This window comes from Frankia sp. CeCAU1 (assembly GCF_977971845.1).
This window is the reverse complement of the sequence record NZ_CDWWXA010000035.1, coordinates 19,406-39,083: the sequence shown is the minus strand read 5'-3', so window position 1 is coordinate 39,083 and position 19,678 is coordinate 19,406. Positions and strand designations below refer to the sequence as shown.

Genomic DNA, 19,678 nt, shown 5'->3' with positions numbered 1-19,678 from the left:
GTCAGGGCGTGGTCGGTGGCGGTGAGGTGGGCGGTGAGGGTGGTCAGGGTGTGGTCGGTGGCGGTGGTGGCGAGGAGGCGGATGGCGGTGGGTTCGAGGTGGGTGTGGGCGGTGTGGATGTCGGCGAGGGTGGTGTGGCGGTGTTCGAGGACGAGGGCGGTGTAGCGGGCGGCGACGTCGCCGTTGGGGGTGTGGACGCGGGCGCCGCCGTGGGCGCCGCGGCGGACGGAGATGAGGGCTTCGGATTCGAGGACGCGGAAGGCTTCGCGCAGGGTGGGGCGGGAGACGCCGAACTGTTCCATGAGGACGGCTTCGGGGGGTAGGGCGTCGCCTTCTTGGAGTTCGCCGCGGACGATCTGGCGGCGTAGGTGGGCGGCGACGAGTTCGGCGGTCTTGGGGACGCGGACGTGTTGGCCGACGCGGTTGGTGGCTAGCAGGGGGGTGGGCAGGGGTGGCCGGGGCCGGTGGCGGTGATGCCGCCGATGCCGGGGGTGCCGGTTCGGGTGATTGTCGTGGTGGTGTCCCGGGTGGGGTGCGACTCGCGGTCGTCCGTCTCCCCCGGGCGGGCCAGTCGAACCGGATGCCCGGTCGGCTCGGCTGATGCGATCGGAGCTTCGGGTATCGCGCTGTTCTTGTCGAAGCGGTGCCCGCGTGATGCGGCGGCACGGTTTCCGAGGGCGCGGGGCGGCTGTAGCACGGTCATCGGATGGCACCTCTCCGGGGCAGGGTTTCGGTCTCCGGGTGAGCTGGTCGGTTCTGACGGTGTGATGTGGCTGTGCCGTGGCGAGGGTGGGTTCTGCGGGCACCCGCCCCGGTGAGGGGCGGTAGCCCGTCGTTGCGATCTGGGCTGGTCAGGGCGATTTCGTAATCCGGCCCGGTTTCGGGCGCGGTTCCGTCCGGAACACCGTGCATTACCACGAAGGCGGCACATGTGCTCAGTCGAGCAGCTGAACGGACTAGCTGAATTATAATACGCGCGCCATTGGGGCCCGGTGTCCGACGTGAACGAAGCGTGGTCTCTCGGGGGATTGTGCCGGATGGCGCGCGGTGCACTACCCGTTCGCCGCGTGTTCCGGCGCATTGGCCGCGTTCCGGTGCATTGGCAATGAAGCTCTGGTGGTCCGAGCGTGGTCGGGGGAACGGGCGTAGGCTTAAGGGCAAATTTAAGACACTTATACCGTTGTATGTAATATGCCTGCTTCGGTGAGCCGCCGTCGGAGGCCGACGTCTGCCGTGCTCCGGGCTGATCGCGCCTCCCAGCGGTCGTACGACGGTCGTACGGTGAACGAGTGAGCCTGTTCGACGCCGATCTCTCCGATGGTGCCGGGGCTGGTGCCGGGGCGTCCGACGCGTCGGAGGCCGGGACGGCGTCCCGCTCCGCCTCGGGGTTCGCCGCTCCCCGGGATCGGCGTGGCGGCGGTCCGGGGGTGGGCCGCGCGGCTCCGCTCGCCGCCCGGCTGCGGCCACGGACCCTGGACGAGGTCGTGGGCCAGCGGCATCTACTCGGGCCGGGAAGCCCGCTGCGCCGGCTGGTCGAGGGGGGCGCAACCACCTCGGTCGTGCTGTGGGGACCGCCCGGCACCGGCAAGACCACACTGGCGCACATCGTGTCGAGGGCGACCGGGCGACGCTTCCGGGAGTTGTCCGCGGTCACCGCCGGCGTGAAGGATGTCCGCGCCGTCATCGACGAGGCTCGCGAGACGCTGTCAACGTCCGGTGCGCGCACGGTGCTGTTCATCGACGAGGTTCACCGGTTCACCCGGACGCAGCAGGACGCGCTGCTGCCCTCGGTCGAGCGCGGCTGGGTCACTCTGGTCGCCGCCACCACCGAGAACCCCTTCTTCTCCGTGGTCAGCCCCCTGCTGTCCCGGTCGTTGCTGCTGACGCTGGAGCCGCTGACCGACGACGACATCCGCGGGGTGCTGGCCCGGGCGCTGCGCGACCCGCGGGGGTACGACGGGCGGCTGTCGGTGTCCGACGAGGCCCGCGAGCACGTGGTCCGCCTTGCCGGAGGTGACGCCCGCCGGGCCCTCACCACCCTGGAGGCCGGGGCCGAGGCGCTGCTCGAAGCCCATGAGTGCGAGTCCGGACCGGGTGGGAAGGCCGGAGCGGGTGCCGATGCCGGGGCAGACGCCGAGGCGCTCGTCGACCCGCGGCCACGGCTCGATCTCGACCTGCTGGAGCGGGCCGTCAACCGGGCCGCAGTGCGCTACGACCGGTCCGGGGACCAGCACTACGACGTGATCAGTGCCTTCATCAAGTCGATGCGGGGCGGCGACGTCGACGCGGCCCTCCACTACCTCGCGCGGATGCTGGAGGCCGGCGAGGATCCCCGGTTCGTCGCCCGGAGGATGATCATCCTTGCCAGTGAGGATATTGGCATGGCCGATCCGGGCGCGCTCGGTGTCGCGGTCGCGGCCAGCCAGGCGCTGGAGTTCGTTGGCCTGCCCGAGGCCCGCCTGGCGCTCGCGCAGGCGGTCATCCACCTGGCGCTGGCGCCCAAGTCGAACGCGGTGATCCGGGCGATCGACGCCGCCACCTCGGATGTTCGTGCCGGGCGGGCCGGACCGGTGCCCGCGCATCTGCGCGACGCCCACTACCGCGGCGCGCGGCGGGTCGGCCACGGCGCGGGCTACCGGTACCCGCACGACGCCCCCGGCAACGTCGTGCGTCAGCAGTACCCGCCGGACGGGCTGACCTCGACCGACTACTACCAGCCGAGCGGTAACGGCTTCGAGCGCCGCGCGGCCGATCGGGTCCATGAGCTGCGTGGCGTCGTGCGCGGTGACCCACCGCCGTCCCCGGGCTCGTCCCCACCGTTCTCCTCGCCGTCCTGACTCCTCTCGTGGGGGCTACCCGTGGCCCCGGTAGCCGTCTCGGTAAGGTCACTCCAGGAGCGTCGGCTGGGTGGCGCCCGCGGCACGGCGGATCGAATCGGGTGGGGTGGGACCGGCCCAACGACGATGGAGGCAGGAGCACATATGTCCGGTGGTGCGGTCGCGGGCCTGATCGCGTCGGGCGCGTTCGCGGTGCTCGTCCTCTTCGGCTGTTACGTCCTGCTCAAGCTTGGCAAGATTTTCGATGAGGCCGCGGCCCGGGTACGCCAGACCGGTCTCGCCCTCGACGAGGGAACCGCCCGGGTCAGGCAGGCCGGCGCGACGGTCGACGAGGTCAATCTGGCGCTCTCGCATGTCAACAAGGAACTCGACCGGGTCGACGCGATCACGGCGAACGTGCAGTCGATCACGACCAACGTCTCCTCGCTGACGTCGTTGTTCGCGGCGACGCTCGGCGGCCCGATGGTGCGCGTCGCGGCGTTCAGCTACGGCGTGCGCAAGGCGGCGGCCAAGCGGACCCGCTCGGAGGTCGAGTCCCGGGTGACGGCCCAGATGAAGGCCGAGAAGGCGGCGCGGCGGCAGGCCGGGCGCGGCGGCTCGCAGCCCGCGGGCGAGAAGACCCCGTCGGTGTCCACGGCCGCCGGCGCGGTGGGCGGGCGTAGGGGAGACCGGTAGATGTCGAGGATCTTCTATCTCGCTTTCGGGGCGGCGGCCGGCGTCGTGGTGGTGCGCCAGGTGGCTAAGGCCGCAGCCTCCCTGACGCCGACGAGTCTGGCCGGCTCTCTCGTACAGTCGGTACAGGAGTTCCTCGCGGACGTGCGCGAGGCCGCGGCCGAGCGGGAGGAGGAGATCCGTGTCGCGCTCGGCCTCGACGGTGATCCGGACGAAGCAGACCGAGGCGACGAAGCAGACCGAGGCGACGAAGCAGACCGAGGCGACGCGGTCGGGGCTGCCCCGCTCCGGGACGCCGCGGCGCAGGTCGCCGGCTCCGGCGCGCCGCGCTACCCCGCTGACCTCGACGACGCCGAACGCACGATGCGGCTCGTCCCCGGCGCCCGGCGGCCCTGAGGACTCCCTCGCCCGCGGGCCGGGGGCACCCGCCCTCACCGCAGCCCGGAAGGCGCGCCCGACCACAGCACGCCACCCCGGGATGTCGAACCTCTTCCCACGAGTCTGGACGACGTGAACCCGATGGACACGGCCGAGATCCGTAGCCGCTTTCTCAACCACTTCGCCCGGCGCGGGCACACCGTCGTCCCGAGCGCCTCACTGGTGGCCCAGGATCCGACGTTGCTGCTGGTCAACGCCGGCATGGTGCCGTTCAAGCCCTATTTTCTCGGGGATCTCCCGGCGCCGTGGCCGCGGGCGGCCAGCGTGCAGAAATGCGTCCGGACGGTCGACATCGAAAATGTCGGGCACACCGCGCGGCACGCCTCCTTCTTCCAGATGTGCGGCAACTTCTCGTTCGGCGACTATTTCAAGGCCGAGGCGATCCCGTTCGCCTTCGACCTGCTCACCGAAGGGTTCGGCTTCAAGGCCGACGACCTGTGGGCGACGGTCTACCTCGACGACGACGAGGCCGAGGGGATCTGGCGCGAGCTGCTGCCCGCCGAGCGCATCCAGCGCCGCGGCAAGGAGGACAACTTCTGGTCGATGGGCGTGCCCGGGCCGTGCGGGCCGTGCAGCGAGATCTACTTCGACCGCGGCTGCGCCTATGGCCGTGAGGGCGGTCCGATCGCGGACGAGGAGCGCTATCTCGAGGTCTGGAACCTCGTCTTCATGCAGTACGAGCGGGGCGAGGGCGCCGGGTACGACTATCCGATCGAGCGTGAGCTGCCGGCCCGCAACATCGACACCGGGATGGGCCTGGAGCGGATGGCGACCATCCTCCAGGGTGTCGACAACCTCTACGAGATCGACATCTCCCGGCCGGTGCTCGACGCCGCCGGCTGGCTGACCGGGCGGCGCTACGGCGCGGACCCCGCCGATGACGTGCGGTTGCGAGTGATCGCCGACCACACCCGCACCGCCGCGATGCTGATCTCCGACGGCGTCGTCCCCTCCAACGAGGGGCGCGGCTACGTGCTGCGCCGCATGCTGCGCCGGGCGATCCGTAACGCCCGGTTGCTCGGCGCCCACGAGCCGGTGATGAGCGAGCTGTTCGCGGTCGTCGGGTCGGCGATGGGGACGATCTACCCCGAACTGCTCGACAACGCCGAGACGATCACCGGGGTCGCCGTCGCGGAGGAGCAGACGTTCGCCGAGACGCTGCGCACCGGTACCACGATCTTCGACACCGCGGCGCGCCAGGCCCGATCCCTGGGCTCGACCACGCTGGGCGGCGAGGCGGCCTTCAAGCTGCACGACACCTACGGCTTCCCGATCGACCTGACACTGGAGATGGCCGCTGAGGCGGGCCTTTCCGTTGACGAGGCGGGTTTCCACCGGCTGATGGACCGCCAGCGGCAGGCGGCGAAGGCGGACCGGGCCGCGCGGCGGATCGGCAACGTCGATTTGTCCGCGTTCCGGCCGATCCTGGCCCGTTCCGGCCCAACGACCTTCACCGGGTACGAGGAGCTCAGCCGGACCTCCGGCGTGGTGGGCCTCGTCGGCATCGCCGACGGCGCGGGGCTGGCGGCGGCGGGGGAGGGCACTGAGGTCGGGGTCGTGCTCGACGCGACCCCCTTCTACGCCGAGAGCGGCGGCCAGGAGCCCGACCTCGGTCGGCTGCGTTTCGACGGCGGCGAGGTCGAGGTGCTCGACGTCCAGCGGCCCGTGCCCGACCTGGTCCTGCACCGGGTGCGGGTGCTCGGCGGCGAGCTGCGGCTCGGCGCGGAGGTGTTCGCGGAGGTGGATGCCGATCGTCGCCGCGCGGTGTCCCGGTCGCACACCGCCACCCATCTCGTGCACACCGCGTTCCGCCGCGCGCTGGGCGAGGGCGCGACCCAGGCCGGTTCGCTGAACTCCCCGGGCCGGCTGCGGTTCGACTTCCACGCCCTCGGCGCGGTGCCGCCGTCGGTGCTCGCCGACGTCGAGGACGAGATCAACGAGGTTGCCCTGCGTGACCTGCCGGTGCGGGCTTTCGTAACCACGCAGGAGGAGGCCCGCCGGCTCGGCGCGATGGCGCTGTTCGGCGAGAAGTACGGCGACGCCGTACGGGTCGTCGACGTGGGCGACTACGCCCGCGAGCTGTGCGGTGGCACGCACGTCGCGAGCTCCGCGCAGCTCGGCGCGGTGAAGCTGCTGTCGGAGGCGTCGATCTCCGCGGGCACCCGCCGAGTTGAGGGGCTGGTCGGCCTCGACGCCTTCCGCTACCTGGCGCGCGAGCATCTCCTGGTGTCGCAGCTGTCCAGCGCGCTGAAGGCCCGTCCGGATGAGCTGGTGGACCGGGTCACCGACATCGTCGGCCGGCTGCGCGACGCCGAGCGGGAGCTGGAACGACTGCGGGCCGCCGCGGTGCTCGCCGGGGCCGGGGCGCTGGCCGAGGGTGCCGAGGAGGTGGCTGGCGTCGCCGTGGTCACCGCCGAGGTGCCCGCCGGCACCGCCCCCGACGACGTGCGGCTGCTGGCGCTGGACGTGCGTGGGCGGCTGGCGGGGCGGCCCGCCGTCGTCGCCGTGGCCAAGGCCGACGGGTCGTCGATCGTCGTGGTGACCGACGACGCCGCGCGCGGCCGGGGGCTGCGCGCCGGTGACCTGGTGCGGCAGTCCTGGGCGAGCCTGGGTGGCAAGGGCGGCGGCAAGCCGGACGTGGCCCAGGGCGGCGGGGGGAACCCACAGCTGGTGCCGGCGGTGTTCGCCAGGCTGCGGGGGCTGGTGGCCGAGCACGCCTCGCGGTGAGCGGCTCGGGCTCCCGGCCCGGGGTGCGGATCGGGGTCGATGTCGGCTCGGTGCGGGTCGGGGTCGCCGCGAGCGACCCGGGCGGCGTGCTCGCGGTTCCGGTGACTACCCTGGCCAGGGACAGGCGGGGCAATGCGGACATAGATCAGCTCGTCCTCATCGTCCGGGAGCGGCAGGCTGTAGAGGTCGTGGTCGGCCTGCCCAGACAGATGTCCGGGCAGGAAGGCCGGGCGGTCCGGCTGGTGCGGCAGTACGCCGAGGTACTCGCCGAGCGGATCGCACCCGTCCCCGTGCGTTTTGTGGACGAGCGGCTCACCACGGTTGCGGCTCATCGCAGGATGGCCGAGCGTGGCGTTCGTTCGCGTGCCCGCCGGAGTCTCGTGGATCAGGAGGCAGCCGTGCAGATCCTGCAGCACGACCTGGACAGCCGCCGGGGGAGCGCCGCGCCCGGCGTGATCGGGTGTGCCGCCCCGGCCGCGGGTCCGGACGGCGTGGTCCGGGCTCCGGACGGTGTTGTCCCGCCGTCGGACGAGAGGTGACCGGCGGCGACCTCGACGAGATGCTCGACGAGGACCCCTACTCGCGTCGCCGTCGGGCCCGCCAGCGCGGTGATCGTTACTCGGATGAACACTACGCCGATGATCAGTACCCGGACGACCGTGCCGGGGTCGACTGGGACCACCGCGCCTGGGACGGCCGCGCCTGGGACGACGGCGGCGGCTGGGACGAGCCCGGTCCCGACGGCGGCCGGCGCGGTCGCGCGCTGCCGAAGCTCATCGCGGTGCTTGTCGTGGTCGCCGCCCTGCTGGGACTGGGGATCTACGGGGTGGGGAAGGTCGTCGGGCACATCTCGGCTGGCGAGCCCGCCGACTACTCCGGCTCCGGCGAGGGCATCGCGATGGTCCAGATCCCGGCCGGGGCGAGTACCCGGGAGATCGCCGGGGAGCTGCACGACGCGAACGTGACCGCGAGTGTCGCCGCGTTCGTCAAGGCCGCCACCGCGAATCCGAAGTCGCTGGGCATCCAGCCGGGCACCTACCGTCTGCACACCAGGATGAGCGCCGCCGCGGCGCTCGAGGCCCTGCTCGACCCTGCCTCGTCCGCGCCGTTCAAGTTCGTCATCAAAGAGGGCATGACCGTCCGTGAGGTCCTCACGGCACTGCATGAACGCCTCCCGGGCACGTCGATGGCGGACCTGGAGGCGATCGCGAAGAACCCCGCCCAGCTGGGCCTGCCGTCCTACGCGCCGCCGAACCTGCTGGAAGGCTATCTCTTCCCGTCTACCTACGACCTCGTGCCCGGGGCCACGCCCAAGCAGTTGCTGCGCTCCTTCGTCGACCGCTTCAAGCGGGAGACCGCGGCGATCGATCTGGAGGGCAGGGCCGCCGCGCTCGGGGTCCCGCCGAAGGACATCGTCACCATCGCCTCGATCATCGAGAAGGAGGTGGCCAACCGCGACGAGGGTCCGAAGGTGGCCCGGGTGATCTACAATCGGCTCAGGGACACATCGGGAAGATTTGGCCGGCTCGACATGGACTCGACCACCCGCTACGCCACGGACGGGTACGAGGGGCCGTTGACCAAGGAACAACTCGCCCAGAACAACCCGTACAACACGCGGGCCGTGAAAGGGTTGCCGCCGGGCGCAATCTCCAACCCCGGCGTCTGGGCGCTGCGGTCGGCACTGGAACCGGCCGACGGATCGTGGTTCTATTTCGTCTCCATGCCGCAGAGCAAGGTGACGGTCTTCGCCACCACGGAGCGGGAGTGGGAGCAGGCAGAGGCCCAGTACCGGCGTGAAGGAGGTCGTGAGTAGTGCGAGGGAAGCCGCGAGCATGAGGCCCGCAAGCATGAGGAGGGCCCGGTAGTGCCGGAGATCGTTCCCGCCGGCACTACCCCGGCCCGCCGTCGGCCCCCTGAGTGCCGTCGTCGGCCCGTGGAAGCGCCGGCGACCGTCGCGGCCACCGCGCCGCCGTCGGGCCCCACCCGCGCCGCCGTGCTCGGGGCACCGGTGGACCATTCGCTCTCCCCGCTGCTGCATGCCGCCGCCTACGCCAAGCTCGGTCTCGCGGTGACGTACACCGCCGTGCACTGCGACGAGACCGGGCTCGCCGCGATGCTCACCCGGGTCCGCACGGATCCGGGCTGGGTCGGGCTGTCCCTGACCATGCCGCTCAAGACCGTCGCGCTCGACCTGCTCGACGAGGTGGACGCGACGGCGGCGGTCATCGGCGCCGTCAACACGGTCGTCGTCGGGCCCGCCGGCCGGTTGCGCGGCTACAACACCGACGTGGACGGCATCGGCATGGCGCTGCGCCGGGTGATGCGCGGCGCGGTCCCAGGCCAGCCGCTCGTACTCGGTGCCGGTGGCACGGCCCGCGCCGCGGTCGCGGCGGTCGCCGCGGCGGGCTGCACCCGCCTCGGCGTCGTCGCCCGCCGGCCCGCCGCCGTGGCGGAGGTGGCGGAGATCGGGTCGCGGCTGGGCGTCGAGGTCACCGCGCTGCCCTGGGATCTGCTGGCCGCAGGCCTGCCGGCCGGCCCGGACCTGGTCATCTCCACCACGCCCGCCGGCGCGACCGACGGGCTCGCCACCGGACCGTGGCCGCCAGCCTGTCAGCTCGTAGAACTGCTCTATCATCCCTGGCCCACGGCGCTGGCCGCCGCGGCCTACCGGGCCGGTGCCCGGGTCGCAGGTGGCCTGGAGATCCTCGCCGCCCAGGCCGTGGGGCAGGTCGAGCACTTCACCGGGCAGGTGGTTCCCACCAGCGTTCTGCTGGCCGCGGGTCAGGCCGCGCTGGACGAGCGGACGCGGGGGAACAGGCCCCCGGCGGTGGAGGTCGGCGCGCCGGCCGGCCACGGTCTCGCGGGGAGCGGTCCCCGCGGCCGCGGTGGACCTGCCGGCGGATAGCGGTGCCGGGAGTGGTGCCGGGCGGCGCGCTCAGCACGTTGATCGCCCTTCCTGCGCTCGCCGCCCTGCCGTTCGGTCGCCGGATCGTGGCCGGCGTGCCGGCGCTGCCCGGGCAGGCCCCGCACCGGGAGGCGCCCGGGGCGGCGGCGCTCGGTGCCGTGACGGTGCTGGTCGCCGCGGCCGTGACCGTCGCCCTGCACGATCATCCGAGCTGGTTGCCGGCCTATGTGTATCTGGCGGTCGTCGGGGTCTGGCTGGCCGTGATCGATCTTCGGGTGCACCGCCTGCCCGACCATCTGGTACTGCCGTCCTATCCGGTGCTCGCCGGGCTGTTCGGCCTCGCCGCGCTGCTCACCGGCGAGCCCGGCCGTCTGTTGCGCGCCGGGATGGCCGCGGCTGCCGTCTGGGTGATCTTCCTGGGGGTGCATTGCCTGCCGAGGGCGGGGCTCGGGCGCGGGGACGTCAAGGTGTCCGGCCTGCTGGGCGGTGCGCTGGGCTGGCTCGGCTGGCCGAGTGTGGTGTTCGGGCTGTTCGCCGGCATCGTCCTCGGGGGGCTCTGGGCGAGCGCGCTGCTCGTGGCGGGCCGGGTCGGCCGGCATGACCGCATCGCCTACGGTCCCTTTCTGCTCGCCGGGACGCTGCTCGCCGTCCTCGGTCGCGCCGGCTGATCTCGGTCGTCCTACTTGATCCTGATAGTTCCGTTTGATTCCGGTTGTCCTGCCTGATCGCGGTCGTGACAGGGGCGGTGAGCGTGAAAGACTGGGGTCATGGTGCGTTGGCTGACGGCGGGGGAGTCCCATGGTCCCGCCCTGGTGGCGACGGTCGAGGGGCTGCCCGCCGGGATCCGGATGACCAGTTCCGACATCTCCGCCGAGCTGGCCCGCCGCCGGCTCGGGTACGGTCGCGGCGCGCGGATGAGCTTCGAGCGTGACGAGGTCGAGCTGCTCGGTGGAGTCCGCCACGGCGTCACCCTCGGCGGCCCGGTCAGCGTGGTCGTCCGCAACACCGAGTGGCCCAAGTGGGAGCGGGTCATGTCGCCCGACCCGGTCGATCCGGCGGCGCTGGCGGGCCTGGGCCGCGCAGCCCCGCTGACCCGGCCCCGGCCCGGCCACGCCGATCTCGCCGGCATGCAGAAGTACGGGTTCGACGACGCCCGGCCCGTGCTGGAGCGCGCCAGCGCCCGGGAGACCGCCGCGCGGGTCGCGCTCGGCACCGCGGCCAAGGCACTGCTGCGGCAGGCCTACGGCATCCAGGTGATCTCGCATGTCGTCGCGATCGGCGCGGTCGAGGTGCCCCCGGGGGTGCCCGCCCCGACGTCGCTGGCGGCGGTGGACGCGGACCCGGTCCGCTGTGCCGACCAGGCGACCAGCGTGCGGATGGTCGCCGAGATCGACGCGGCCCACGCCGACGCGGACACCCTCGGCGGCATCGTCGAGGTGCTGGCGTACGGCTGCCCGCCCGGGCTCGGCAGCTACGTGCACGGCGACCGGCGCATCGACGCCCGGATCGCGGGCGAGCTGATGGGCATTCAGGCGATCAAGGGCGTCGAGTTCGGGGACGGTTTCACCACCGCGCGGCGGCGGGGTTCCGGGGCGCACGACGAGATCGAGCCGGCCGGTGCCGGCAGCCGGCGGGTGCGGCGGGCGACTGACCGGGCCGGCGGGGTCGAGGGCGGCATGACCACGGGCGAGCCGTTGCGCGTGCGGGTGGCGATGAAGCCGATCTCCTCGCTGACCAGGCCGTTGTCCACGGTGGACGTGTCCACCGGCGAGGCGGCGGTCGCGATCAACCAGCGGTCCGACGTGTGCGCGGTGCCCGCGGCCGGGGTGGTGACGGAGGCGATGGTCGCCCTCGTGCTCGCCGACGCGGCGCTGGAGAAGTTCGGGGGGGACTCGGTGGAGGAGACCCGGCGCAATTACGAGGGGTACCTGAAGTCCCTGGTCATCCGCTGATCGGCGGCGGAAATCGGCAGGCGGCGAAGACAGAGGATCATCGTGGGGGAGCCGGCGACGGACGCGTGGACGGGGCCGATGGCTTGGACGGGGCCGATGGCCTGGACGGGGCCGATGGTGGTGCTGGTCGGAGCGCCCGGAGCGGGGAAGACGACGGTGGGCACCCAGCTGGCGCGGCGGTGGGGGGTGGGTTTCCGCGACACCGACGCCGACATCGAGGCGGCGCTCGGCACCACCGTCGCGGACATCTTTCTCGATCATGGTGAGGAGTACTTCCGGCTGGCCGAGCGCCGGGCGGTGGCGGCCGCGCTCGCGGATCACCGGGGGGTCCTGGCCCTCGGCGGGGGAGCGGTGCTCGACGCCGAGACCCGGACCCTGCTGGCCGGGCACCGGGTCGTCTATCTTGAGGTGGGAGTTTCCGACGCGGTGCGGCGGGTGGGCCTCGCCCGGGACCGTCCACTGCTGGTCGAGGGGCCCCGCACGCGGCTCGCAGCCCTGCTCAGGGCGCGCCGGCCGCTCTACGCCGAGGTGGCGACGGTGGTGATCGACACCGCGGGGCACGAGCCGGACGAGGTGACCGACCTGGTGGCGGCGGCCCTGGGCCCGCTGCTCGCGGCGGGCAGCGAACCGGACGAGGCGGCGGACGCCGCAGGGGGCAAACGGTGAGTATGCAGGTGAAGGCCTCCGGCATCGTGCGGATCCCGGTACGGCCGGGCGGCGGGCGTCCCTACGACGTCGTGCTCGGGGTGGGCCTGCTCGGCGAGCTCGCCGAGACCGTCGTCGGGCGGACCCGCGCCGCGGTGATCCATCCCGGGGCGTTGCGGGCCACCGCGGACGCCGTCGTCGCCGACCTGCGGGAGAACGCGGGCGTGGAGGCGCACGCCATCGAGGTGCCCGACGGCGAGGAGGCCAAGCAGCTGCGGATTGCCGGCTTCTGCTGGGACGTGCTCGGCCGGATCGGCTTCACCCGGGACGACATGGTGATCGGCCTCGGCGGCGGCACCGTGACGGACCTGGCCGGGTTCGTCGCCGCGAGCTGGCTGCGCGGGGTGGACGTCGTCCAGGTGCCGACCACCGTGCTCGGCATGGTCGACGCGGCGGTCGGCGGGAAGACCGGCATCGACATCGACGCGGGCAAGAACCTGGTCGGGGCCTTCCACCAGCCGCTCGGCGTGCTGTGCGATCTGGCGGCGCTGGAGTCTCTGCCGGCCGTCGAGGTACGCGCCGGGCTCGCCGAGGTCGTCAAGACCGGTTTCATCGCCGACGCGGCGATCCTCGATCTGCTCGACGCCGATCCGACCGGCGCCGCGCATCTGCCCGAGCTGATCGAGCGGTCCATCCGGGTCAAGGCCGAGGTGGTCTCCGGCGATCCGCGGGAGGACGGCCGGCGGGAGATCCTCAACTATGGTCACACCCTCGGTCACGCCATCGAGAAGGTCGAGCACTTCAGCTGGCGGCACGGCGCGGCGATCTCGGTGGGCATGGTGTTTGCGGCGGAGCTGTCCCGGCTCGTCGTCGGCCTCGACGACGCCACCGCCGACCGGCACCGTGAGCTGCTGACCCGCATCGGCCTGCCGGTGACCTACCGGGGCGACCGGTGGGCGGCGCTGCTCGACGCGATGCGGGTCGACAAGAAGGCGCGGGGACGGCGGATGCGTTTCGTCGGCCTCGAGGCGCAGGGCCGCACCGTCATCCTGGACAATCCGGACGCTGGCCTGCTGATCGCGGCGTTCACCACTGTCGCCGAGGGTCGGTAGACTCGTCGCGGCGGTTTGTAGGATCGCCGCCACGTCCGCGCCCGGTGTCCGCGCCCGGTGCGTTCGCCCGGTGGCGGGGGGTCCGGAAGCGGCCTGAAGATGGAAGCGGCCTGGGGATGGCCTGGGGAGAGAGCACCGCGGTCCTCGCACGAGGGTCCGGGGAACGACCACACCCGCCGTCGGCGTACGGCGATGGAAACGGAGAACGCGCGCAGTGGCGACCACCAACGACCTGAAGAACGGCATGACGCTCGACATCGACGGGGTGTTGTGGAACGTCGTCGGTTTCCAGCACGTCAAGCCGGGTAAGGGTGGGGCGTTCGTTCGCACGACCCTGAAGAACGTGCTCACCGGGAAGGTCGTCGACCGCACCTTCAACGCCGGGGTCAAGGTTGACGTCGCGACCGTCGACCGCCGCGAGATGACCTACCTCTACCGGGACGGTGCCGATTTCGTCTTCATGGACAGCGAGTCCTACGATCAGATCCCGATCCCGCCGGATGTCGTCGGTGGGACGGCCGACTACATGCTGGAAAACACCGTGGCCACCGTCGCGCTACACGACGGCGCCCCGCTCTATGTCGAACTGCCGGCCAGCGTCGAGCTGACCATTTCGCAGACCGACCCGGGGGTGCAGGGCGATCGCTCGACCGGCGGGACGAAGCCGGCCACCCTGGAGACGGGCGCCACCATCAACGTGCCGCTGTTCATCACCAGTGGGGAAAAGGTCAAGGTCGACACGCGTGACGGCCGGTACCTGGGCCGGGTGACGAGCTGAGCGCCAGGTCCAAGGCCCGTAAACGGGCACTGGACATCCTCTACGAAGCGGACGTGCGCGCGAGCGCCGTGCCGGAGATCCTCGCTGCCCGGCTGGCCCAGTCCGATCCACCGGTGTCGGAATACGCCGTCGAGCTGGTCGAGGGGGTCGTCGAGCGCCGCGGGGAGATCGACGAGCGGATCGCCCGGTACGCCGAGGGTTGGACGTTGGAGCGGATGCCGCCGGTCGACCGCAACATTCTGCGGATTGCCGTGCTGGAACTGCTCTGGCGTCCCGACGTCCCGGATCGGGTCGCCATCGACGAAGCCGTGGAACTGGCGAAGAACCTCTCCACCCACCGGTCGCCGGCGTTTGTCAACGGGCTGCTCGCGAGTCTGGTCGAGGGAAAGGGCCCGGCCACCCCGGCCGAGTCGACCGGACGGGGATCGGCGGTGGATTCAATTCCCGGCCAGCCGTCGTAACGGCGGTCCACCGGGGTTGCCCGGTTGCCGGGAGGGAACCGGGATCGGAGGGAACCGGGATCGGCGTTCCCGGTACGTCGCCCAGGCGACGTACCGGGTCCTTCCCCGGATACGTGTGCCGCGGGTGGCGCGGATGCGAGCCAGCGGACTGTGGTACCGGTATCGCGGTACCGGTACCGCGATACCGGAGCGAGGCTAGACGTCGGTCGCCGCGGCGTCCGCGCCCTGCTCCGGAGACAGCACGCCCCAGGAGACGAGCTGCTCGGTGAGCTTGCTCGGCGAGGTGTCGTAGATTACCGCGAGCGAGCGCAGGTCCTCGTACCGGATCGAGAGCACCCGGCCGTTGTAGTCGCCGCGCTGGCTCTGAATGGTCGCCGCGTACCGGGCGAGCGGACCACCCTGCTCCTTGGGAACCTGGGAGAGACGCTCAAGGTCGAGAACGATCCGAGGAGACTGCTCCAGCGGAGCGACGGTGGAACCCTCGGGAAGAAGCTCCCCCACCGGAACGCCGTAGAATTCCGCGAGCTCGGAGAGGCGTTGCACGGTGACGGCGCGGTCCCCACGTTCGTAGGAACCCACGACGACGGCTTTCCACCGACCGTGCGACTTCTCCTCGACGCCATGAAGCGAGAGCCCCTGCTGGGTGCGTATCGCGCGCAGCCGAGTACCGAGCGCCTTCGCATAGTCGGACATCGGAGTGCCCACTCCTGTCGTGGTCGATCAGTTGGAACCGGGGCTCGTGCCGCCGGCGGTTACCGATAGTAGTGCCCGCCGGGTTGACGCTCGACACCCGGGGGGTCGTGTCGCCTCTTTCTTTGTACCACTTTCTGTAGCCCTCTGGTTGCGCCCTACGCCTGAGCGGTGGGAACTTCCGGATGCCGCCACCGCTGTGGCGACGGCATCGAACCCAGTGACAAGTAGTGACAACATGATGCTGCGTGGTTGGCGCGGCAATAACGTCCCACGCTGTCCGGACCGGTGGGCGACCCGTCGTCGCGCCGGGCGCCAGGGGCGTCGGCGTCCGGCGGCGAGATCCTCACACGTCCCGAGGGCCCTGGTAACGTCGCTGGGACCACTCCTTTAAGGACCGTCCCGTGAGGCGGGGAAGGAGGGATGCCGCGTGGCCCCGGCTGCCGCGAGCGACCCCGCATCGCGCCGTCCCGGCACCGCCCGGGCAGTACTGTCCGCAGACGACATCACCCGGATCGTCAGCCGGATGGCGCATCAGATTCTCGAGAAGACCTCCGGTGGCGCCGGGGTCGTCCTGCTCGGAGTACCCACCCGAGGGGTACCCCTTGCGCACCGGCTGGCACAGCGGGTGCAGGCCGTCGAGGGGGTGCGTCTCCCGGTTGGCTCCCTTGACCCGACCATGTACCGCGACGATCTGCGACTGCGCGGCGTGCGTCCCCTCGAGGTGACCGACATTCCCGAGGGTGGTGTCGACGGCCGCGTGGTGATCCTCGTCGACGACGTCCTCTACTCCGGGCGCACGGTGCGGGCGGCGCTGGACGCCTTGGCCGCCTACGGCCGGCCGCGTGCCGTCCAGCTCGCGGTCCTGGTCGACCGGGGCCATCGCGAGCTGCCGATCCGCGCCGACTACGTCGGGAAGAACATGCCGACCTCGCGCCGGGAGTCGGTGGCCGTCCGGCTGCGGGAGATCGACGGCGCCGACGGCGTGCTGATCCTCTCGGCCGCCGGGGGGGACGGCGCCGACGACGCGCCCCCCGGGAACCAGCCATGATCGGGGGAAGTGCCGTGCGGGGAGCACAAGCTGGGTTTGGGGGACGGGCGTGAACCGCCATCTCCTGTCGACCGAGGATCTCGACCGGGACGACGCGCTGCTGGTGCTGGACACCGCCGAACGGATGGCGCGGGTCGCCGAGGCATCGGTGCGCAAACTGCCGACCCTGCGGGGCCGCACCGTCGTCAACCTGTTCTTCGAGGACTCCACCCGCACCCGCACGTCCTTCGAGGTAGCCGCCAAGAGACTGTCGGCCGATGTGATCAATTTTTCGGCGCGCGGGTCAAGCGTGTCGAAGGGCGAAAGTCTGAAGGACACGGCGCAGACCCTTGAGGCGATGGGTGCCGACGCCGTGGTCTGCCGGCATGCCGCGAGTGGCGCGCCGCACCGACTGGCCTCCTGGGTACGCGGCAGCGTGGTGAACGCGGGAGACGGCACTCACGAGCACCCGACCCAGGCCCTGCTCGACGCCTTCACCATGCGCCGCCGGCTCGGCCGGATCGACGGCCTCGCCGTCACCATCGTCGGCGACGTGCTGCATTCCCGGGTGGCGCGATCGAACGTGTGGCTGCTCGCCACGCTGGGCGCGACGGTGACCGTCGTGGCCCCGCCGACGTTGTTGCCCCTCGGGATCTCCTCGTGGCCGGTCGAGGTGTCGTACAACCTCGACGCCGTGCTGCCCAAGAGCGACGTGGTGATGATGCTGCGGGTCCAGCGGGAGCGGATGCCCGCGGCCTTCTTCCCGACCGAACGGGAGTACAGCCGGCGCTACGGGCTGGATGCCGACCGGGCGGAGATGTTGCCCGACCACGCCCTGGTGATGCATCCCGGCCCGATGGTACGCGGGATGGAGATCGCCTCTCGGGTCGCCGACTCCGCCCGGTCGACAGTCGTGGAACAGGTTGCGAACGGGGTGAGCGTGCGGATGGCCGTGCTGTACCTGCTGCTGGGTGGTTCCGGGGAGGTCTCATGACGACGCCCGCGGCGGAGACGTCGGAGGAAACGCCGGTGGGGACGTCGGCGGGGACCTCCTGGGTCCTGCGGCGGGTCCGCCCGCTCGGCGAGGACCCCGTCGACGTCGTTCTCGCGGACGGGGTGGTGGCCGCCTGGCGACCGGCCGGCTCCACGCACGCCGGGGCCGGGGGACTGCCCGCCGGCACCACCGTGCTGGACACGGACGGGCTGATCCTGCTCCCCGGCCTGGTCGACCTGCACACCCACCTGCGGGAACCCGGCCGGGAGGACGCCGAGACGGTCGCCTCCGGCACCCGCGCCGCGGCCCTCGGTGGCTACACCACCGTGTTCGCGATGGCGAACACCAATCCGGTCGCCGACACCGCGGGGGTCGTCGAGCAGGTGTGGCGGCTCGGCCTGGACGCGGGTCACTGCGATGTCCGGCCGGTCGGCGCGGTCACCGTCGGGCTTGCCGGCGAGCGGCTCGCCGAACTCGGCGCCATGGCCTCCTCCGCGGCGGGCGTGCGGGTCTTCTCCGACGACGGGCACTGCGTGTCGGACGCGCTGCTCATGCGCCGGGCGCTGGAGTACGTCAAGGCGTTCGACGGGGTGATCGCCCAGCATGCGCAGGAACCGCGGCTGACCGAGAACGCCCAGATGAACGAGGGCACGGTGGCCGCCAGGCTGGGGCTGCCGGGGTGGCCCGCGGTCGCCGAGGAGGCGATCATCGCCCGGGACGCGCTGCTGGCCGGGCACGTAGGCTCCCGCCTGCACGTCTGTCACGTCTCCACCGCCGGATCGGTGGAGATCATCCGGTGGGCCAAGGCGAAGGGCTGGAACGTCACCGCCGAGGTGACCCCGCACCACCTGCTGCTCACCGACGACCTGGTCTGCTCGTTCGACCCGGTCTACAAGGTCAACCCGCCGCTGCGCACCGCCGAGGACGTCGCCGCGCTGCGCGCCGGGCTCGCCGACGGCACGATCGACTGCGTCGCCACCGACCACGCTCCGCACGCGCTGGAGGACAAGGAGACGGAGTGGGCCGCCGCGCGTCCCGGCATGCTCGGTCTCGAGACGGCGCTGTCGGTGGTCATCGAGACGATGGTCATCCCGGGCCGGCTGGACTGGGCCGGGGTCGCCGAGCGGATGGCACTGGCCCCGGCAAGGATCGGTGGCCTGCCGCGAACCGCGGCCGAGGTGTGGAGCTCCATAGCAGTGGGCGCGCCCGCGACCGTCACCCTGCTTGACCCGGCGCCGTGGCGGATGGTCGAGCCGGACGCGCTCGCCAGCCGCAGCCGCAACACGCCCTATGCGGGCCGGTCGCTGCCGGGAACGATCCGCGCCACGTTCCTGCGGGGACGGCCCACCGTGCTCGACGGGAAGATCGTATGACTGTTTCGCGCGCGGCCCTGTCGGCCGCCGGGCCCGCCGTCGCCCTGGACCGGGCGCCGGATCGCCTGGGGCTGCACCTGCTTCTCCTGCTTGGCCTGTTGCTGGTGTTCGTCGCGGCGGTCGGTTCGATGCGACGGGCGTGGCGCAACCGGGCCGAGCGTCAGGAGGAGGACCTTCCCGAGCTGCCCGTCCCGCCGGCGGAACCAGGCACGGTGTTCGCCGCTCCGCTGCGCGGGATGTACCTCGGCACCGTCGACGCCGGGCACTGGCTGGAATGGATCGCCGCCCGCCCAGCCCGCGGGCGGGCCGGCGGCTACGTCAGCGTGTACGAGACCGGGGTGCGGGTGGACCGCCCCGGCGAGGCGTTCTGGATCCCGCGCGAGGCCGTCCGCGGTGCCCGCCTGGAGCGGGCGCACGCCGGCAAGGTCTCCGCCCCCGGGCGTCTGATCGTCATCGCGTGGTCGTTCGGCGGGCACGAGTTGGAGACCGGTTTCCGCGGCGAGGACCGTGCCCGCCAGCCCAGGGTGGTGCGCGCCGTCCACGACCTGATCGGCCCTCCGCCCGCGCATCTGGCACCGGGCGACGTCACCTCGCCGCACGCGGTACCGCGGATCCGCCCGCGGATCCGGCCCCGGGCCGTCGCGCCCGGCCCCGGGCCGGTGGGCCGGTCCGGGCAGCGGCCGGGTTCCGGACAACCGACCGAGGAGATGCCGGCGATCCGGACCGGCCCTCGGCTGCGTTCCCGGGGGGAGCGGGCCCAGGCCCGCGGCGAGCGGGCGGTGCCCGCCGACCGGCGGCTCTACGCGGAGCGGTGGCGCTCGGACCAGCGACTCCCCGATCGGCGACACCAGGATGAGGGTCACCCCGACCCGCGCCGCTCCGACCCGCGCCACCCCGAGCGGCGTCATCCCGATCAGTGGCCGGCGGATCCGGAATCGGACCCCGGGTGGGTGGACCCGGGACAGCTTGATCAGTCTGACCCCGGCTGGTCGTCGGTCGACCCGTTGACCTCACCGCTCGGTGAGGTCAACAGGCTGAAGGAGGATCGGTGAGCACTCCCA

General features: G+C 72.2%; 20 protein-coding genes. 17 read left to right on the top strand and 3 right to left on the bottom strand.

Features of this window, described 5'->3' with window-relative positions; translation table 11 throughout:
* Both AC08OO_RS09105 and AC08OO_RS09100 read right to left on the bottom strand, forming a co-directional pair.
* A partial coding sequence (locus AC08OO_RS09105) for a FadR/GntR family transcriptional regulator (protein WP_476618414.1) occupies positions 1-356 on the bottom strand: 356 nt, incomplete at its 3' end.
* 74 nt (positions 357-430) lie between these two features.
* Positions 431-703, bottom strand: coding sequence for a hypothetical protein (locus AC08OO_RS09100; RefSeq protein WP_476618415.1), 273 nt, complete (start codon positions 701-703; stop codon positions 431-433).
* A gap of 586 nt (positions 704-1,289) precedes the next feature.
* Between AC08OO_RS09100 and AC08OO_RS09095 the strand changes: the two genes are divergently transcribed.
* The 13 genes from AC08OO_RS09095 (at position 1,290) to nusB (ending at position 14,530) form a co-directional block, all read left to right on the top strand.
* Positions 1,290-2,837: a replication-associated recombination protein A gene (locus AC08OO_RS09095; RefSeq protein WP_476610632.1), complete on the top strand. Its 1,548-nt coding sequence runs from the start codon at positions 1,290-1,292 to the stop codon at positions 2,835-2,837.
* A gap of 144 nt (positions 2,838-2,981) precedes the next feature.
* Positions 2,982-3,512, top strand: a complete 531-nt coding sequence (locus AC08OO_RS09090; RefSeq protein ID WP_476618413.1) for a DUF948 domain-containing protein — start codon at positions 2,982-2,984, stop codon at positions 3,510-3,512.
* On the top strand, positions 3,513-3,905 hold the full coding sequence (locus tag AC08OO_RS09085) for a hypothetical protein (RefSeq protein WP_476618412.1): 393 nt from the start codon (positions 3,513-3,515) through the stop codon (positions 3,903-3,905).
* A gap of 123 nt (positions 3,906-4,028) precedes the next feature.
* Positions 4,029-6,674, top strand: coding sequence for an alanine--tRNA ligase (gene alaS / locus AC08OO_RS09080; RefSeq protein WP_476618411.1), 2,646 nt, complete (start codon positions 4,029-4,031; stop codon positions 6,672-6,674).
* Positions 6,671-7,213: a Holliday junction resolvase RuvX gene (gene ruvX / locus AC08OO_RS09075; protein WP_476610628.1), complete on the top strand. Its 543-nt coding sequence runs from the start codon at positions 6,671-6,673 to the stop codon at positions 7,211-7,213. Before alaS ends, ruvX begins: the two co-directional genes overlap by 4 nt.
* On the top strand, positions 7,210-8,490 hold the full coding sequence (mltG, locus tag AC08OO_RS09070) for an endolytic transglycosylase MltG (RefSeq protein ID WP_476610627.1): 1,281 nt from the start codon (positions 7,210-7,212) through the stop codon (positions 8,488-8,490). The genes ruvX and mltG overlap by 4 nt, the downstream gene beginning before the upstream one ends.
* Before the next feature lie 51 nt (positions 8,491-8,541).
* Positions 8,542-9,582, top strand: a complete 1,041-nt coding sequence (locus tag AC08OO_RS09065) for a shikimate dehydrogenase (protein ID WP_476618410.1) — start codon at positions 8,542-8,544, stop codon at positions 9,580-9,582.
* A 2-nt stretch (positions 9,583-9,584) separates the two neighbouring features.
* Entirely contained in the window at positions 9,585-10,250 is a 666-nt protein-coding gene (locus AC08OO_RS09060; RefSeq protein WP_023841493.1) for a prepilin peptidase, read from the top strand.
* A gap of 99 nt (positions 10,251-10,349) precedes the next feature.
* On the top strand, positions 10,350-11,534 hold the full coding sequence (gene aroC / locus AC08OO_RS09055; RefSeq protein ID WP_476610625.1) for a chorismate synthase: 1,185 nt from the start codon (positions 10,350-10,352) through the stop codon (positions 11,532-11,534).
* 96 nt (positions 11,535-11,630) lie between these two features.
* Entirely contained in the window at positions 11,631-12,200 is a 570-nt protein-coding gene (locus AC08OO_RS09050) for a shikimate kinase (RefSeq protein WP_476610624.1), read from the top strand.
* Positions 12,201-12,202: 2 nt separating this feature from the next.
* Entirely contained in the window at positions 12,203-13,291 is a 1,089-nt protein-coding gene (aroB, locus tag AC08OO_RS09045; RefSeq protein WP_476610633.1) for a 3-dehydroquinate synthase, read from the top strand.
* A gap of 214 nt (positions 13,292-13,505) precedes the next feature.
* The gene (efp, locus tag AC08OO_RS09040; protein ID WP_011437591.1) at positions 13,506-14,069 is read left to right on the top strand and encodes an elongation factor P; all 564 of its coding nucleotides are present in this window, start codon (positions 13,506-13,508) and stop codon (positions 14,067-14,069) included.
* Between the two features lie 53 nt (positions 14,070-14,122).
* Complete coding sequence (gene nusB, locus AC08OO_RS09035) at positions 14,123-14,530, top strand: transcription antitermination factor NusB (RefSeq protein ID WP_476610623.1); 408 nt, start codon at positions 14,123-14,125, stop codon at positions 14,528-14,530.
* A gap of 195 nt (positions 14,531-14,725) precedes the next feature.
* On the opposite strand, the gene bldD is transcribed toward nusB, so the two are convergent.
* Complete coding sequence (gene bldD, locus AC08OO_RS09030) at positions 14,726-15,223, bottom strand: transcriptional regulator BldD (protein WP_476606498.1); 498 nt, start codon at positions 15,221-15,223, stop codon at positions 14,726-14,728.
* A gap of 427 nt (positions 15,224-15,650) precedes the next feature.
* On the opposite strand from bldD, the gene pyrR reads away from it, so the two are divergent.
* Genes pyrR through AC08OO_RS09010 form a run of 4 tightly spaced genes read left to right on the top strand, consistent with a single transcriptional unit; the run spans position 15,651 to position 19,669 of the window.
* Entirely contained in the window at positions 15,651-16,271 is a 621-nt protein-coding gene (pyrR, locus tag AC08OO_RS09025) for a bifunctional pyr operon transcriptional regulator/uracil phosphoribosyltransferase PyrR (protein ID WP_011437588.1), read from the top strand.
* 49 nt (positions 16,272-16,320) lie between these two features.
* On the top strand, positions 16,321-17,244 hold the full coding sequence (locus AC08OO_RS09020; RefSeq protein ID WP_476606497.1) for an aspartate carbamoyltransferase catalytic subunit: 924 nt from the start codon (positions 16,321-16,323) through the stop codon (positions 17,242-17,244).
* Complete coding sequence (locus AC08OO_RS09015; RefSeq protein ID WP_476610622.1) at positions 17,241-18,617, top strand: dihydroorotase; 1,377 nt, start codon at positions 17,241-17,243, stop codon at positions 18,615-18,617. The genes AC08OO_RS09020 and AC08OO_RS09015 overlap by 4 nt, the downstream gene beginning before the upstream one ends.
* The gene (locus AC08OO_RS09010; protein WP_476618409.1) at positions 18,614-19,669 is read left to right on the top strand and encodes a PH-like domain-containing protein; all 1,056 of its coding nucleotides are present in this window, start codon (positions 18,614-18,616) and stop codon (positions 19,667-19,669) included. Before AC08OO_RS09015 ends, AC08OO_RS09010 begins: the two co-directional genes overlap by 4 nt.
* Positions 19,670-19,678: the final 9 nt, after the last annotated feature.